The following is a 14,771-nucleotide window of genomic DNA, read 5'->3' as shown; positions in this document are numbered from 1 at the left end:
CTCACTATATTGGGCTCAATGCGCATTACATCCACGATCTCTTTCGCTTAACCCTTTCGAGGACAAAGTCGTGATCAAGAAGCCCACGTTGCGCCCGCTTGCGGCGGTTCTGATTCTTGGTGTCGCGGGGCTGGTGCCTGCGTGTCTCACGCCTGTTTTTGCTGCGGGGAAGATTACCTTTGTTTCTCAAGGCGGCACGTATCAGGAAGCGCAGACCAAGGCGATCCTCGATCCTGCTGCGAAACTGCTGAACATTACCGTGAATCAGGACAGCATCCCGGACGCATGGCCGCAGATCAAGGCCCAGGCCGCAACCGGCAAGCCGATCTGGGACGTGGTCGATACGCCGACGTCCAACTGCCTGCGCGGCGGTCACGAAGGCCTGCTGGAGAAGCTGGATTTCTCGAAGATCCCGAATGGGGCCGCGATGCCCGAGAAATACCGCACGCCGTATTCAGTCGCCTATGAGTTCTATTCGACGGTCATCGGCTACAACAAGAAGTCGTTGAAGAAAGTGCCGCAGAGCTGGGCCGATTTCTGGAATGTGAAGGGATTCCCCGGCACGCGCGCGTTGCGCAACGATCCGCAGACGGTACTCGAAGCCGCGCTTCTGGCAGACGGCGTACCGCGCGATAAGCTTTATCCGCTCGATGTCGACCGTGCGTTCAAAAAGCTTCAACAGATCAAGCCGGACGTGACCGTCTGGTGGACCTCGGGCGGGCAGTCGGCACAATTGCTGCACGACGGCGAAGTCGACATGACGATGATCTGGAACGGCCGCGCGAGCGCCGTGCGCAAAGACAACCCCGATATCGACTTCACGTTCAACGACGGCATTCTGCAGAACACCCAGTTGTGCGTGCTGAAGAATGCGCCGAACCTGGCCGACGCGATCAAATTCGTCAACGCCGCTGTCTCGCCCGAATTGCAGGCGAACCTGCCGCTGTACATTGACTATGGCCCGGGCAATCCGGCTGCCTTCAAGACCGGCAAGATCGACGCGAAACGCGCGAGCGAGCTGCCGAGCTCGCCGGACAATGCGGCCAAGCAGGCGCTCATGTCGGAGGAGTGGTGGGCCTCGGACGCCGGCGTTCAGGCGAAGGCGCGCTGGCTCAAGTTCATGCAGTAAGGCGCAGGCCGGTCCTGACGCGCGCGGGCTCACGAGCTCGCGCGCACGTTTTGCCCACCCGTCCCGCACGTTTCAACGCCTGTGCAATCATCGAATGTGATCGACTATCTGATTCTCGGCGGCGGTTCGGCGGGCTGCGTGCTCGCCGCGCGCCTGTCCGAAGACGTCGGCAAAACCGTCTGTCTTGTCGAGGCCGGCCGCAATATCTCGCAGACGGACATGCCTGCTGCCGTGCGCAGCCGGTACCCTGGTCGCGCCTATCTCGACACGGCGAACATCTGGCAGCGCCTGAAGGCGCGCATGAGCGCGTCGGCGACGACACGACGCTACGAACAGGCGCGTCTGCTCGGCGGCGGCTCGGCGATCAATGCGCTGATGGCGAATCGCGGCGCGCCCGCCGACTACGATGAATGGCACGCGCTTGGCGCACACGGCTGGAACTGGAACGCCTGCCTGCCGTACTTCCGCAAACTCGAATCCGATTGCGACTTCGACGGCGAGCTGCATGGCAAGACCGGCCCGGTCCGCATCCAGCGCGCGAACTGGGCACGCATCTCACCCTTCGTGCGCGCGGTGCTCGGCACGCTCGACGCGAGAGGCCACGTGCGGCGCGACGATCAGAACGGCGCATGGGAGGACGGCACGTTCATTGGATCGATCGCGGTGAGCGAGGCCGGCGAACGCACCCCGACGTCGGTCTGCTATCTCGACGATGCTGTGCGTGCCCGTCCGAACCTCCAGATTTGCACCGGAACGCTCGTCGAGCACGTGCTGTTCGACGGCACACGGGCGGTCGGTGCGCGCATCGTCGGCAGCGGGGGCAGGGATGGCAGGAATGGCGCCAGCGAAGAATTGCGCGCCACGCATGTAATCGTCTGCGCCGGCGCGATCCACAGTCCCGCGCTGCTGATGCGAAGCGGCATCGGACCGGCCGCCGAGCTCGCCGCGCTCGGTATCAAAGTGCGCGCGGACCGGGCCGGCGTCGGCGGCAATCTGATGGAGCATCCGTCGATCGCTGTTTCCGCAGTTTTGCCGCGGGCCGCCCGCACGCCGTTTCCCGACGAGCATCACGAGCAGGCCATCGTGCGTTTTTCGTCAGGCATGCACGACACCGTGCCCGGCGACATGCACGGTGCGATCCTGTCGCGTTCGGGCTGGCATTCGGTGGGCTACCGGCTCGGCACGATCTTCTTCTGGGTGAACAAGTCGTACTCGCGTGGGCGGGTGACGCTTACGTCGGCTAGTCCGTATAGCGAGCCCGCTGTCGATTTCAACATGCTGTCCGATGCTCGCGATCTCGAACGCCTGAAGCGGGCGCTGCGCTTCGGCGCTGACACGCTGGCCGATCCGATGATGGCGAAGCATCGTGCGACGCTTCTGCCTTCGAGCTATTCGCCGCGGGTCGCGAGTGTGGCTGTGCCGGGTGCGTGGAATGCGTTGCAACGCGGCACGCTGAGCGTGCTGCTGGACATCGCGGGTCCGTTTCGCGCGTGGCTTGTGCGACGCGTGGTTACTCAGGGCGTGACGTTGAACGATCTGCTCGCCGACGATCATGCCTTGACGCAGTTCGTCACGCGCTCGGTGGGCGGCACCTGGCATCCGTCAGGAACCTGCCGGATGGGCGCTGCCGACGATCCGCTCGCTGTCTGCGATGCACGTGGCGCCGTGTATGGCGTGAACGGGCTTTACGTGTGCGATGCGTCGCTGATGCCGTCGATACCGTGCGCCAACACGAATATTCCAACCATCATGATCGCGGAGCGCATCGCGGATATGCTACGTGGCCGCGCCTAGGCGACGTGCCGGGTTGAGAAAGGGACGGCGCCCTCGTCGACTGCCGCAGCGCTCAGTTGCCCTCAGTCCCCATAGCCCACGATGCCTTTTACCTCGAGAAACGCTTCGAGCCCCCACTCGGCGTATTCGCGCCCATTGCCTGACTGCTTGTAGCCGCCGAAAGGCGAGCCGGCGTCCCACGACGGATAGTTCAGGTACACGCTGCCCGCCCGCAACCTGAACGCTACGCGCCGCGCACGCTCGTGATCGGCGGATTGCACATAGGCAGCGAGGCCGAAGGGACTGTCGTTCGCAATCGCGATCGCCTCCTCTTCGTCGCGATACGGCATGATTGCGAGCACAGGCCCGAAGATCTCTTCGCGCGCGATCGTCATGGGCGGACGCACGTTCGCGAACACAGTCGGTTGCACGTAATAGCCGCGTTCGAGACCTTGCGGACGGCCGAGGCCACCGGCCACGACTTGCGCGCCCTCGTCGATGCCGGCCGCGATCAGCCGTTCCACGCGCTCGAACTGCACGCTGCTGACAACCGGCCCCATGGTTGTGCGCTCATGGTCTGCAGGGCCGACGCGATGTGCTTCCGCCGCCCGCCGGGCGATCGCGACCGCCTCGTCATGGCGCGCCTCGGGCACCAGCATGCGCGTCGGTGCATTGCACGACTGGCCGCTGTTGTTGAAGCACGAGTTGACGCCCGCCGTCACGGCGGCTTCAAAGTCGACGTCGTCCAGCAGGATGTTGGCCGACTTACCACCCAGCTCCTGATGCACGCGCTTGACGGTCGGCGCCGCGAGCTTCGCGATCTCGATGCCCGCACGCGTCGAGCCGGTGAACGACACCATGTCGACATCGGGATGCGCTGCAAGCGCCGCACCGACGGTCGGTCCATCGCCGTTCACGAGATTGAAGACCCCTGGCGGCACGCCCGCCGCGTCGAGAATCTCCGCGAACAGCAGCGCGTTGAGCGGTGTCACTTCGCTGGGCTTCAGCACCATCGTGCAGCCGGCCGCAATCGCGGGCGCTGCCTTGCAGACGATCTGATTGATCGGCCAGTTCCACGGCGTGATCAGCGCGACGACGCCCACCGGTTCATGATTAACGAGCGTGGTGCCTTTTTTGCGTTGCCACGCGAACGTTTCGCACGTGCGGATCAATTCGTCGAGATGCCGCCGTCCGATCCCTGCTTGCCATGCGTGCGCCATCGCGCGTGGGGCGCCCAGTTCGCGCGAGATCGTGTCGCCCATCTCGTCGTGCCGTTCGAGAAAGACCTCGAGAATGCGGCGGATCAGCGCGAGACGCTCGGCGGGCGTGGTCTGCGAGAACGACGTGAACGCGCGTTTTGCCGCAGCGACCGCGCGATCGATATCGGCAGGTGTGCCCATTGCCACTTCGGCGAATGCTTCTTCGGTGCAGGGGTCGATGACGGGCAGGCGTGCCGTGCCTGACGGCTCGACCCACGCGCCGTCGATATAGAACTTCAGTGCATTGGTCATGTGAGAGGTGTGTAGGTGGAGTTCAAGCGCGCGCTGCGCCGGAGCGCCGGCTTACCACGACGATCATCACGAGGCACAGCGTCAGCGCCGTGAGCATCGTGCTGATCGCGGCGATGGTCGGATCGATCTCGTCACGCAGTGTGACGAACATGCGGCGTGTCAGCGTCTGGTTCGAGCCGCCCGACACGAAGAGTGCGACCACCGTTTCGTCGAGCGCCTGAATGAACACGAACACGGCGCCGGAGATCACGCTCGCCTTGATCTGTGGCAGCGTCACTGTCATGAAGCTGCGAAAGCGATTCATGCCGAGGCTGCGGGCGACCATCTCCTGAGTGCGGTCGAAAGTGCGAAGATCCGCGCCGACCGAGATCAGCACATACGGCAGCCCGAGCATCGTATCCGCGAGAATCAGCCCACCGAGCGTATTCACATAGCCAGCCTGCGAGTAGACGAAAAACACACCCACCGCGACGATGATGATCGGCACCATCAACGGCAGCATCAGCAGCGTGCGCAGATAGCGCATGATCCAATGCGTGCCGTTCTGGATCGCATAGGCGGCGCACACGCCGAGCGGTGTGGCGAGCAGTGCGGCGCAGATCGACGCGGTCAGCGTGGTGCGCGCGGCGTCGATCCACGCGGGGTTGTCGAAGAACGAGTGATACCAGCGCAACGAATAGGCCGGCGGGGGGAAGGTCATGAAGCGCGTGTCGGAGAACGACAGCGGCACGACGATCAGCACCGGCACCATGAGGAACAGGAGGATCAGCACGACCGCCGCGCCGAGGACGATCCGTCCGAACGAGAGCTTTGTCATTTCGCGCCCAGGGTCTTTTCGAGTGGCACCACGCGGCTCGCGGCGTAGAAAATCGCGAACACGCAGATCAGCAGGACGACGCTCACCGCGCTCGCCGCGCCCCAGCTGTTATAGATTTCGACGTTGCGGCTCACCACCATCGATACCATGATCGACTTGCCGCCGCCCATCAACTCGGGCGTGATGTAGAAGCCGAGGCACAGCACGAACACGAGGGTGACGCCGGCGAACACGCCGCTCATCGAAAGCGGCAGGAACACGCGCATGAACACATGCAGCGGCGAGCCGCCCAGACTCGCGCCCGCCTGCGAGAGATTAGGCGGGATTTTCTGCATGGCCGAATAGAGCGGCAGCACCATGAACGGCAACAGGATATGAACCATGGCGATGATTGTGCCGAACTGGTTATAGGCGAGCTGCACCGGCCGATCGATTAGCCCCGAGGCGATCAGGGCCTTGTTGACGAGGCCCGTGCGCTGCAGCAACACGAGCCACGCGTAAGTGCGCACCAGCACGCTGGTCCAGAACGGCAGGATGACCATGCCAAGAACAAGCGCGCTCAGCTTCGGTGACACCGAGGCCGCGAAGTAGGCCACCGGATAGCCGAGCACCAGCGTGATGACGGTCACGATAATGCTCAGTTTGAACGTGAGCAGGAAAGTTTCGAGGTAGGCCCCCGAGAACATGCGCCGATAGTTCTCGAGCGTGAAGCCGTCGTGATAGATCGATTGCCACGACAGCCAGGCGAGCGGCACGACGAGCAGCACGACGACCACGAGGAGCGCCGGCGCCATCAGGAGAAGCATCGTGCGATCTTCGCGCCGCTGGTAGCGCGCGGCAGGATCGGACTCGGTGGCCTGCATCAATGAGGGTCCTTGGAGCATCCGTTTGGCGGTCGTCATCATGCACCTACGGCGTCGAGAAACTGATACCACGCGGCGACGAGCCTCACACCCGGCGCGCGCAGCGAATGAAAAGGCACGGGCCGCAGACCGGGCGAGCCGAGCAGCGAAAGCTCGGGCGTCTCGCCGAGGGCGAGCGCGGCGGCATGCTGTCCGAGCAGACTGGCCATCGCGACACCTGCTCCGTTATACCCCAGACAGAAGGTCGTGGCGTCGTCGCTGCGCCCGACATGCGGCAGCGAATTGAACGTCATGCCGACATAGCCCGACCAGCGATACGCCACGGGCACGTCCGCGAGATCGGGAAAGAGCGCGACCATCGCCCGCTGCAGCCCATCGAAGCCGGTCGTCTGGCCTTCTTTGCCGAACGCGTCGCGGCCGCCGAACAGCATGCGGCCGTCCACCTTGCGGAACCACTTCATCATGCGCCGCGTTTCCGTGTAACTGCGGCGTTCGACCATCAGGCGCGCGTCGAGATCGTCAGACAGGCGCTCGGTGGCGATCATCGCGCTGCGGAACGGCACGAGTTCGCGCTGATACGGCGAGGTGGCCGGCGTGAGATCCGAATAGGCATTCGTCGCGACGATCACCTGCTTCGCGCGCACCGTACCGCCTGGCGTGCGCAACGTTACGTGGGTATCGCCGGGCGCGCGGTGCATCTGCAGTACTGGCGTCGATTCGTAAATCGGCACGCCGCGCAGCGTCATGCCGTGCGCGAGCCCGCGCACGTATTCGAGCGGCAGAATCGTGCCGGCATCTGCACTCAGCACACCGCCGACAAAACCCTTCGACCCCGTCTCGCGCTCGACTTCGGCGCGCGATAGCACGCTCATCGACGTATCGCCGAGCTTCGTGCGCACCCAGTCTGCTTCGGCGCAGATCGCCGCGAGGGCGCGCTCGGTGTGTGCGCAGCGCAAGCTGCCCGTATGCTCGAAGCGGGCCAGCGTGAGCCCGAACTCGTCGACCAGCGATTCGACGACCCGCACGCCTTCATGCGCGAGCCGGTGCATGCGCTTCGCGGTATCGAGGCCGTGCAACTGATCGATCGTGGGAAACGACAGCCTGAATTTTGACGACACCACGCCGCCATTGCGCCCGCTCGCACCCCATCCAACCAGGTTCGCGTCGAGTACGGCGCAACCGACGCCGCGTTTTTGCAACGCATAGGCTGCGGCGAGGCCCGAGTAGCCCGCGCCGATCACCGCGACTTCGACGTCGAGATCGCGCGCGAGCGGCGCGCCGGCACTAACGCCCGCGCCCGCATCGGGCGATGCGGCGGCGAGCGCTTGCCAGAGCGAGTCGGGCAGGGGCGAGGGGCGTGCCGTCGGCGCGAGCATCGGCTTAGGCGGCGAGGCGCGCTTCAGCTTCGACGGCGTCCGCGAGCGCGGCGAGCGTCGGGAACGTGAATGTCGGCGTCGTGACGGCCCCGGGCACCGGCGTGGCGCCGAAGCCGCTCTTGCCCTGACGGCGCTCGATCCAGCAGGTCGCATAGCCGAGTTCCGTGGCGACGCCGATGTCGTGGTACTGGCTTTGCGCGGTGTGCAGAATCTCGCCGAACTTGTAGCCGAATGCCGCCTGACGGCCGCGGTTGTACGCGAAGAATTGCGGATCGGGCTTGGCGACGCCGGTTTCGTCGCAGCAGACCGTGTCGTCGAACGGGTCGCCAAGCGTGTGCGCGTAGGCCGACAGTGCAACGCGGTCCGCATTGGTCATGGCAACCAGGCGGAAGTGTTTGCGCAGACGCTTGAGCGCGGCGACCGAATCCGCGAAGGCGGGCCATTCGAGCACGTCGCGCTGGAAGGCGGCGGCCGATTGCGCGTCGTCGGGCAGACCGAGTTCCTGCGCCAGCGACAGGTAGACGTTCGCCATTTCGTGGCTCGAGCGGCCCGGATGGGTCGCACGGCCGCGCATGTACGGCTCGAAGATCTGGTCGTCGGTCAGGTCCTTCGCTGCCGGGCCGCCGAGGCGCCGCACGGAGGCGAGCACGCCGCGCTCGAAGTCGATGAGTGTGCCGACGACGTCGAACGTCAGGACCTTGAAATCGGTGAGCTTCATGAAATCATCCTTTTGCAGTTTGCTGTGAAAACGGGAGAGGGAGTGCCCCAAGCGTGGGAGGCTGAAAAATGAGTGGGATCAGGCCGGCACGACGATCGTGTCCTGCGGATCAAGAACGACGCTCATGGGCGCCCCCGGTTCCGGGATGCGCCGGCGCGCGTCGTGGCCGCCGGGCTGCCTGAGGCTGATGGCGGTGCCGTCGGCGAGCGTGGCGAACACGCGCAGGCTTTCGCCCTGGTACAGCACCTCGGTGACATGACACGACAGACGATTCACGCCGTCGCGCCGCTCGCCGCCGTCGATCACGAGTTTTTCGGTCTGCACCGCGAGCAGCAGCTTGTCGCCGCGCGGCAGCGGATGCGCGGTGCGCAGGACCGTATCGCCGAGGCGCACGGCATCGTCGCCGGCGCGTGTCACGGCGAGCAGCGTCGCCTCACCGATGAAGCTCGCCACGAACGCGTCGCACGGACGGTCGTAGAGCCGCTCAGGCGTATCGATCTGCACGAGCCGGCCGTTCTTCAGGACGGCCACGCGGTCGCTCATGGTGAGCGCCTCGCGCTGATCGTGCGTCACATAGACAATCGTCGCGCCGAGCTTGCGATGCAGCCGCCGCAGCTCGATCTGCATGGTTTCGCGCAGTTGCTTGTCGAGCGCGGAGAGCGGCTCGTCCATCAGGATCAGTTGCGGCTCGAAGACCATCGCGCGGGCGAGCGCCACCCGCTGACGCTGTCCGCCGGACAGTTGACCGATGCCGCGGCTCTCGTAGCCCGAGAGTTCGACCATTGCGAGTGCATCGGCGACCTTCTTGGCCCACGTCGCTTTGGGCTGACGGCGCGCGCGCAGCGGAAACGCCACGTTCTCGCCGACGCTCATGTGCGGAAAGAGCGCGTAGTTCTGAAAGACGATGCCGATGTCCCGTTTGTGCGGCGGCGCAAATGTAATGTCGCGCTCGCCGACCCAAACCGCACCCGAACTCGGCTGCACGAAGCCGCCGAGAATGCCGAGCAGGGTGGTCTTGCCTGATCCCGAAGGACCGAGCAGCGAGACGAATTCGCCCGGGGCGATGTCGAGCGACACATCGTCGAGGGCCACTACCTGGCCATAACGTTTCGCTGCCGATCGGATCGAAACACCTGTTTTCGCTCGTGCGTCCATTGCGTCCTGTCTCGCTGTAGAGGCCTGCGTTAGGGAAAATATAGGCCGCGTCATTATTGACGGCAATTCCCAAATTGTTGGATAAGGCATAACATCAGGTCATGCCTAACCTTCGCAAAAAACTGCCGAGCGCCAATGCGCTGTTCGTGTTCGAAGCTGCCGCGCGCTGCGGCAACTTCACGCGCGCGGCGCAGGAGTTATATGTGAGTCAGCCCGCGGTGAGCCGCATGCTGGCGCGCATGGAAGACCATCTCGGCGTGCGCCTTTTCGAGCGCGTGCGAGGTGGGATCGAGCTGACTGAGAACGGCAAAATCCTCTACCGGAAGATATCGGAAGGCTTCAATGGCATAGAAGGCGCGATACGTGAGATCGAGGCGCGTGCGACGGGCATCGAGTCCGTCACGCTCTCGGTGTCCACCGCGTTCACGACACACTGGCTGATGCCGCGCATGAGCCGGCTGAACCAGGCGTTTCCGAACGTCGATTTGCGGTTTCAACTGATCTCGGGGCGAATCGGCGGCCCGCTCGTCGATGTCGATCTCGGCATGCGCTTTTTGCGCGAGGACGAGATTGGCGAGAACAGTGTGCTCGTGATGCCGGAAACGCTACTGCCGGTGTGCAACCGGCGCTATCACGAGACGGCCGCGACGCAGACGGGCCGCGAGCACGGCGACACAGTGATCGTGATGGACGATGGCGAGCGCGGCTGGCATGAGCGCTTCGCCACGTTCGCGGCACATGGGCGGCACGTAGCCAGCATGCTGAGCTTCAACGACTACGCCATCGTCGTGCAGGCGGCGCTGCTGGGGCAGGGCGTCGCGCTCGGCTGGCTCAACGTGGTGTCGCATTGGCTTCTCGAGGGCGCGCTGCTCCCGTCCGAGGAGGAACTGATCGTGACGAACCGGCGCTGCTGTCTGGTGTGGCCGGAGAATCGGCCGTTGCGGCCGCTTGCAGCGGATGTGCGCGACTGGATCATCGAGGAGACGCGTGCCGATGTGCGGGCTGTCGATCGCAATTATCCGAAGCTTGGACTGCGGCGGTTGCTGGCGGAGGCGGGCCTCGTGATCGGGCCGGGCCAGGATGAGGGGAGAAGGGTCAGAGCAGCCACGCCTTGATCGCATTGCAAAACGTCCGCCACTCGTTTGTTCCAGCCGGCCCTGGTTTCCAGGGCCGAACTCCCGGACACAATCAGGCCAGATCGCGTCCCCCGGTTTCTTCGAGCATCATCACGGCGCCGAGCGAAATGACGACGCACGCGATCATGTACCAGGCCGGCGCCATCGTATTGCCCGTCACCTTGATGAGCCACGCAACGACAAGTTGCGCCGTGCCGCCGAACACCGACACCGCCACGGCATACGCGCTTGCCAGGTAGCCTGCGCGCACATGTTTCGGGAAGTTCTCCGGCATGAGCGCATACGCAGGCGCCGAACCCATCGTATAGAAGAACATCAAAAGGACGATCAGGCCGGTGACGACCGGCAGCGTCGGAAACTGGTTCATCAGCCAGAACGCCGGGTACAGCAGCGCGATCAGCACCACGCGTCCAAACACGGTCAGCGGCTTTCTACGGCCCGTGCGGTCCGACAGCGCGCCCCAGATCGGGCACATGAGCAGCGAGACGCATGCGGCGCCAATCGAGACCAGCATCGACAGCTTGGCCGGCATCTTCAGATACTGAATCGAGTAGGTGGGGATGTAGTACATCAGCACGTAGGTCGCGACGGTCATGCCCATGATTGCAAAGACGGTCAGAAACCATTTGCGTACGAGGGCCGGTTCGAAGCGCGAGTGCACCGTTTTGACGGGCTCGTCATCCACGATATGCCGGCGCAGATACACGCCCACGGGCATGATCAGCGTGCCGGCCAGAAACGGAACACGCCATCCCCAATCGAGCAATTGCGGACCAGTCAATTGATAGGTGAGCACCGCAGCCATGCCCGAGCCGAGCAACGCGGCTGCGCCCTGGCTCGCCAGTTGCCAGCTTGCGCGAAAGCCACGCCCTTTTGCGGAGCCGGTTTCCAGCAGCGTCGCGGTGGCCGCGCCAAACTCGCCGCCCTGCGCAAAACCCTGCACGAGGCGCGCTATCACGATCAACGCAGGCGCGGCGATGCCAATCGTTTGGTAGGTCGGCATGAGACCGATCATCGCGGAGCCGACGGCCATCAGGAAGATCGTCAGCGTGAGCGCGGCCCGGCGCCCGCGCTTGTCCGCGTAATGGCCGAGCACGAAACCGCCGACGGGTCTCGCCACGAAACCGATCGCGAATGCCGACAATGCCAGCAGCGTCGACACGACGGGATCTTGCGACGGAAAGAAAAGCTTTGCGATGGTCAGCGCGAAAAAGCTGTAGACCGTGAAATCGAAGAATTCCAGCAGATTGCCGATGACGGCCGCCACGACAATGCGGGTCTGCGAAACCGCAATCGTGCCGGACGACGTAAGAGGCTGGGTTGACATGGTTTAGGTCCTCACCGTAGGTGTATTTATGATGATTCTGTCCGCGCTTTCTGAGGCGCGCTTAGACTTCCGACGCAAGAAACCGCTCGACCAGCCGCGTCCAGAATGCGGCGCCGACGGTCAGGTTGTCGTCGTTGAAGTCGTACTTCGTGTTGTGCAGCATCGGTGTGTCCTTGCCATTGCCCACGCGCAGGAAGCAGCCCGGCTTCTCTTGCAGGTAAAAGGCAAAGTCCTCGCTGCCCGCGATCGGACCAAAGCCGTCGACCACGCGTTCGTCGCCCACCAGTTCTCGTGCGACCTGTAACGCGAATTCAGTCTCCTGCGCACTGTTCACGAGCACCGGGTAGCCCGGCACATAGTCGATATCGACGCTGGCGCCATGCGCTTGCGCATGCGCGTTGGCGAGCGCACGGATGCGTGCTTCGAGCAGCTTGCGCACGTCGGGATCGAACGAGCGCACGCTCAGTTGAAGACGCGCCGTTTCGGGGATCACATTGGGCGCGTGTCCCGCATTGAACGCACCGATCGTGACCACGGCGGGCTGCATCGGATCGATGTTGCGCGACACGACAGTCTGCAGCGCCGTCACGAGTCCTGCGCCGATTACGAGCGGATCGGTCGCGAGATGGGGGCGGGCAGCGTGACCGCCGCGGCCATGGATCGTGATGTCGACGGTATCGCATGCGGCCATGAACGGGCCGCTGCGGAACATGAACGTGCCCGCCGGTGCGCCGGGATGGTTGTGCAGGCCGAAGATGGCCTCGCAAGGGAAGCGCTCGAACAGACCGTCAGCGATCATGCGTTGCGCGCCGCTATCCGAGCCAATTTCCTCGGCGGGCTGGAAGACGAGATGGACGGTCCCGTCAAAGCGGCGCGTGCGCGCCAGATGCCGCGCTGCACCAAGGACCATCGCCGTGTGACCGTCGTGACCGCATGCGTGCATCTTGCCCGGGTGAACGCTGGAATAGGGCAGGCCCGTGGCCTCGGTGATCGGCAAGGCGTCCATATCGGCGCGTACCGCAACGGCCCGCGACCCCGTTCCCGACTTCAGCGATGCGACCATGCCCGTTCCGCCCAGACCGCGCGTGACTTCGTAACCCCAACTTGCGAGCGCTTCGGCGACAAGATCCGATGTCTGGAACTCCTGGTAAGCCAGCTCAGGGTGCTGGTGCAAACGGTGGCGAATGCCGCGGAGTTCATCGTTCAGATCGCTGGTTTCGTCGAGCGTGCAAAAGAGCTGGGTATTGGGCATTTGGATTGACGTGCATATAGAAAGAGAAGCGTCAGTATTTCGCTGCAAAAACGTGCGATCAATGACGTCTTTCGGTCGATAATGTTGACTTGAATGTCAACAATCAAGAAAGCATGTCAACCGACACCGATATCCCCCAGACAGGCACCTTGAATCCGCGCAGCCTGCGCTATCTGCATGAAATCGCCGTGCATGGTGGCGTGCGGGCGGCGGCGGACGCGCTCGGCATCAATGCGTCGGTGATCAGCCGGCAGGTGACGCAGCTGGAGCGCGCGCACGGTGTGGCGCTGCTCGAGCGGCAGGGCCGGCGCGTGACGCTCACGGAAATCGGCCTGAGTCTCGTCGATCACTTTCGTGAAAGCCGGCGCCGCGACGCGGAGATGCTGGTGCAACTGGAGGACTATCGGGGGCTGCGGCGCGGACGGATCGGTATCGGGTGCGGCGAGGGCTTCGTCGGCAATCTGATGGCGATCGTGCTCGAGCGTTTTAGCGCGCAGTTTCCGGATATCGTCGTCGATCTGCACACGGGCGCGACGTCCGAAATCATCGCGATGGTTCGCAACGACGAGGTCGATATTGGGCTATGCGCGGGCGGGGCGAGGGACCCGGCGATACGCTCACGCACGTTTCGCGCCGCGCCGTTCTGCGCGTTCGTGAGCCCGCGGCATCCGTTGGCGGGACTGCAGCGTATCCGCTTCGAGCAGCTTGCCGATGCCCACCTGATTTTCATGCCGCCGCGTTTCGGCGTTCAGCAATACGTCGACTCGATCATTCGCGCGGAACGGCTTAGCGTGACGCCGGCTTACCGGTGCGATATGTTCGCCGCGGCGCAGGCGATTGCAGCGGCGGGGCTTGGCGTCGCGTTCATGTCGACCGATGCCGCGCGGCAATATCTCGACGCGGGCAAGCTCGTTGCGCTTGAAATCGATCATCCGATTGCACGCGACTTCAGCAGCCAGGTGATACGCCGGGTTGGCCGGCGTTTGTCGCCGGCGGCGGAGTTTTTGTGGAAGCAGTTGGTGGGGGCGATGCAGAGGGGGTGGGCAGCGGCGGCCGGGGAGCAAGGCCAATGAAGAGAGCGGGGGGTTGCAACGCGTAGACCTCGCTCGCTTCGCCGCAGCTCAATCGTCCACGGCGTTGCAGCGAATCACGATCGCCGATTCCGGCGGCATCGGCGGCAACGGCAAGCCGAAGTCGCGTAACGTCGCGCCGGACAGCACGATGCCGCCGTCGACCAGCGACGCGAGCAGCCCCGATGGCTTTGTGAAATGCGGCGCGACCGGCCTATGCAGTATCTCCACGCGGTAACGGCGGGCCGGATCCAATCCCTTCACGGGGACCGGCGCGACGTAGCGGTTTGCGTCCTCGACGAGGCGATAGACCGCGATCAGCGAAGCCCCGAGATCGGGTGCGACGACCTGCAGCCAGGCCAGTGACGGCTCAACCGCCCCCTGGTAAATCGTGCCGCTGTGCGCAACCTCGCGCCACGCCTTGAAAAGAGCGACCCAGCGGACGAGTTCACCGCGTTCGTTCGCGTCGAGCAGCCGCACGTCCATCCGCAGCAGGAAGTCAGCGATCGGTTGCGCAAGGGTTCACGCGAAAAGATCGCGACCGCGCTCGGCAGCACGTCGGCTCATTTTGTCGTGCACGTACGCAGGTGGGCCAATGCCCGCAAACATCCGGCCTGAGCGCCACATTTGCGGCAGATCGACTG

The 14,771-nt window shown here is 64.2% G+C and carries 13 protein-coding genes; 4 read left to right on the top strand and 9 right to left on the bottom strand.

What is annotated here, in order from left to right; all coding sequences use genetic code 11:
• Positions 1 to 70 precede the first annotated feature (70 nt).
• Together PQQ86_RS09385 and PQQ86_RS09380 are read left to right on the top strand one after the other, a co-directional pair.
• Positions 71 to 1,129 carry an ABC transporter substrate-binding protein gene (locus tag PQQ86_RS09385; RefSeq protein ID WP_097392714.1) on the top strand — a complete coding sequence of 353 codons (1,059 nt, stop codon included), beginning with the start codon at positions 71 to 73 and terminating at the stop codon, positions 1,127 to 1,129.
• A gap of 96 nt (positions 1,130 to 1,225) precedes the next feature.
• Complete coding sequence (locus PQQ86_RS09380; protein WP_408270185.1) at positions 1,226 to 2,923, top strand: GMC family oxidoreductase; 1,698 nt, start codon at positions 1,226 to 1,228, stop codon at positions 2,921 to 2,923.
• A gap of 62 nt (positions 2,924 to 2,985) precedes the next feature.
• Here PQQ86_RS09380 and PQQ86_RS09375 read toward each other — a convergent pair whose 3' ends face one another.
• The 6 genes from PQQ86_RS09375 to PQQ86_RS09350 all read right to left on the bottom strand — a co-directional run bounded on the left by PQQ86_RS09375 (position 2,986) and on the right by PQQ86_RS09350 (position 9,342).
• Positions 2,986 to 4,413: an aldehyde dehydrogenase family protein gene (locus tag PQQ86_RS09375; RefSeq protein WP_408265977.1), complete on the bottom strand. Its 1,428-nt coding sequence runs from the start codon at positions 4,411 to 4,413 to the stop codon at positions 2,986 to 2,988.
• Positions 4,414 to 4,435: 22 nt separating this feature from the next.
• Entirely contained in the window at positions 4,436 to 5,230 is a 795-nt protein-coding gene (locus PQQ86_RS09370) for an ABC transporter permease (RefSeq protein WP_054042911.1), read from the bottom strand.
• Positions 5,227 to 6,093: an ABC transporter permease gene (locus PQQ86_RS09365; protein WP_408265975.1), complete on the bottom strand. Its 867-nt coding sequence runs from the start codon at positions 6,091 to 6,093 to the stop codon at positions 5,227 to 5,229. Before PQQ86_RS09365 ends, PQQ86_RS09370 begins: the two co-directional genes overlap by 4 nt.
• A 38-nt stretch (positions 6,094 to 6,131) precedes the next feature.
• Entirely contained in the window at positions 6,132 to 7,469 is a 1,338-nt protein-coding gene (locus PQQ86_RS09360) for an NAD(P)/FAD-dependent oxidoreductase (RefSeq protein ID WP_408265973.1), read from the bottom strand.
• A gap of 4 nt (positions 7,470 to 7,473) precedes the next feature.
• Positions 7,474 to 8,187 carry an HAD-IA family hydrolase gene (locus PQQ86_RS09355; protein WP_408265971.1) on the bottom strand — a complete coding sequence of 238 codons (714 nt, stop codon included), beginning with the start codon at positions 8,185 to 8,187 and terminating at the stop codon, positions 7,474 to 7,476.
• 78 nt (positions 8,188 to 8,265) lie between these two features.
• Positions 8,266 to 9,342, bottom strand: coding sequence for an ABC transporter ATP-binding protein (locus PQQ86_RS09350; protein ID WP_408265969.1), 1,077 nt, complete (start codon positions 9,340 to 9,342; stop codon positions 8,266 to 8,268).
• A 101-nt stretch (positions 9,343 to 9,443) separates the two neighbouring features.
• Here PQQ86_RS09350 and PQQ86_RS09345 point away from each other — a divergent pair, with 101 nt between their 5' ends.
• Entirely contained in the window at positions 9,444 to 10,457 is a 1,014-nt protein-coding gene (locus PQQ86_RS09345) for a LysR family transcriptional regulator (RefSeq protein ID WP_408265967.1), read from the top strand.
• Between the two features lie 73 nt (positions 10,458 to 10,530).
• On the opposite strand, the gene PQQ86_RS09340 is transcribed toward PQQ86_RS09345, so the two are convergent.
• Both PQQ86_RS09340 and PQQ86_RS09335 read right to left on the bottom strand, forming a co-directional pair.
• Positions 10,531 to 11,805, bottom strand: coding sequence for an MFS transporter (locus tag PQQ86_RS09340; RefSeq protein WP_408265965.1), 1,275 nt, complete (start codon positions 11,803 to 11,805; stop codon positions 10,531 to 10,533).
• Positions 11,806 to 11,866: 61 nt separating this feature from the next.
• Positions 11,867 to 13,057 carry a M20 aminoacylase family protein gene (locus tag PQQ86_RS09335; RefSeq protein ID WP_408265963.1) on the bottom strand — a complete coding sequence of 397 codons (1,191 nt, stop codon included), beginning with the start codon at positions 13,055 to 13,057 and terminating at the stop codon, positions 11,867 to 11,869.
• Positions 13,058 to 13,170: 113 nt separating this feature from the next.
• Between PQQ86_RS09335 and PQQ86_RS09330 the strand changes: the two genes are divergently transcribed.
• Positions 13,171 to 14,130: a LysR family transcriptional regulator gene (locus PQQ86_RS09330; protein ID WP_408265962.1), complete on the top strand. Its 960-nt coding sequence runs from the start codon at positions 13,171 to 13,173 to the stop codon at positions 14,128 to 14,130.
• 48 nt (positions 14,131 to 14,178) lie between these two features.
• Here PQQ86_RS09330 and PQQ86_RS09325 read toward each other — a convergent pair whose 3' ends face one another.
• Positions 14,179 to 14,607 (bottom strand): GH36 C-terminal domain-containing protein, encoded by a 429-nt coding sequence (locus tag PQQ86_RS09325; protein ID WP_408265960.1) that lies wholly within the window; start codon positions 14,605 to 14,607, stop codon positions 14,179 to 14,181.
• Positions 14,608 to 14,771 lie beyond the last annotated feature (164 nt).

This window comes from Paraburkholderia sediminicola, from assembly GCF_046026675.1.
GTDB lineage: Bacteria > Pseudomonadota > Gammaproteobacteria > Burkholderiales > Burkholderiaceae > Paraburkholderia > Paraburkholderia sediminicola_F.
Note: the sequence above shows the minus strand (reverse complement) of the source record. Positions and strands in the feature narration are given on the sequence as shown.

Excerpts from the sequence above, each read along its gene's own strand:
- PQQ86_RS09340 (WP_408265965.1), bottom strand. The coding sequence starts at position 11,805 with ATGTCAACCCAGCCTCTTACGTCGTCCGGCACGATTGCGGTTTCGCAG.
- PQQ86_RS09345 (WP_408265967.1), top strand. The coding sequence starts at position 9,444 with ATGCCTAACCTTCGCAAAAAACTGCCGAGCGCCAATGCGCTGTTCGTG.
- PQQ86_RS09350 (WP_408265969.1), bottom strand. The coding sequence starts at position 9,342 with ATGGACGCACGAGCGAAAACAGGTGTTTCGATCCGATCGGCAGCGAAA.
- PQQ86_RS09335 (WP_408265963.1), bottom strand. The coding sequence starts at position 13,057 with ATGCCCAATACCCAGCTCTTTTGCACGCTCGACGAAACCAGCGATCTG.
- PQQ86_RS09365 (WP_408265975.1), bottom strand. The coding sequence starts at position 6,093 with ATGCAGGCCACCGAGTCCGATCCTGCCGCGCGCTACCAGCGGCGCGAA.
- PQQ86_RS09355 (WP_408265971.1), bottom strand. The coding sequence starts at position 8,187 with ATGAAGCTCACCGATTTCAAGGTCCTGACGTTCGACGTCGTCGGCACA.
- PQQ86_RS09370 (WP_054042911.1), bottom strand. The coding sequence starts at position 5,230 with ATGACAAAGCTCTCGTTCGGACGGATCGTCCTCGGCGCGGCGGTCGTG.
- PQQ86_RS09360 (WP_408265973.1), bottom strand. The coding sequence starts at position 7,469 with ATGCTCGCGCCGACGGCACGCCCCTCGCCCCTGCCCGACTCGCTCTGG.
- PQQ86_RS09375 (WP_408265977.1), bottom strand. The coding sequence starts at position 4,413 with ATGACCAATGCACTGAAGTTCTATATCGACGGCGCGTGGGTCGAGCCG.
- PQQ86_RS09330 (WP_408265962.1), top strand. The coding sequence starts at position 13,171 with ATGTCAACCGACACCGATATCCCCCAGACAGGCACCTTGAATCCGCGC.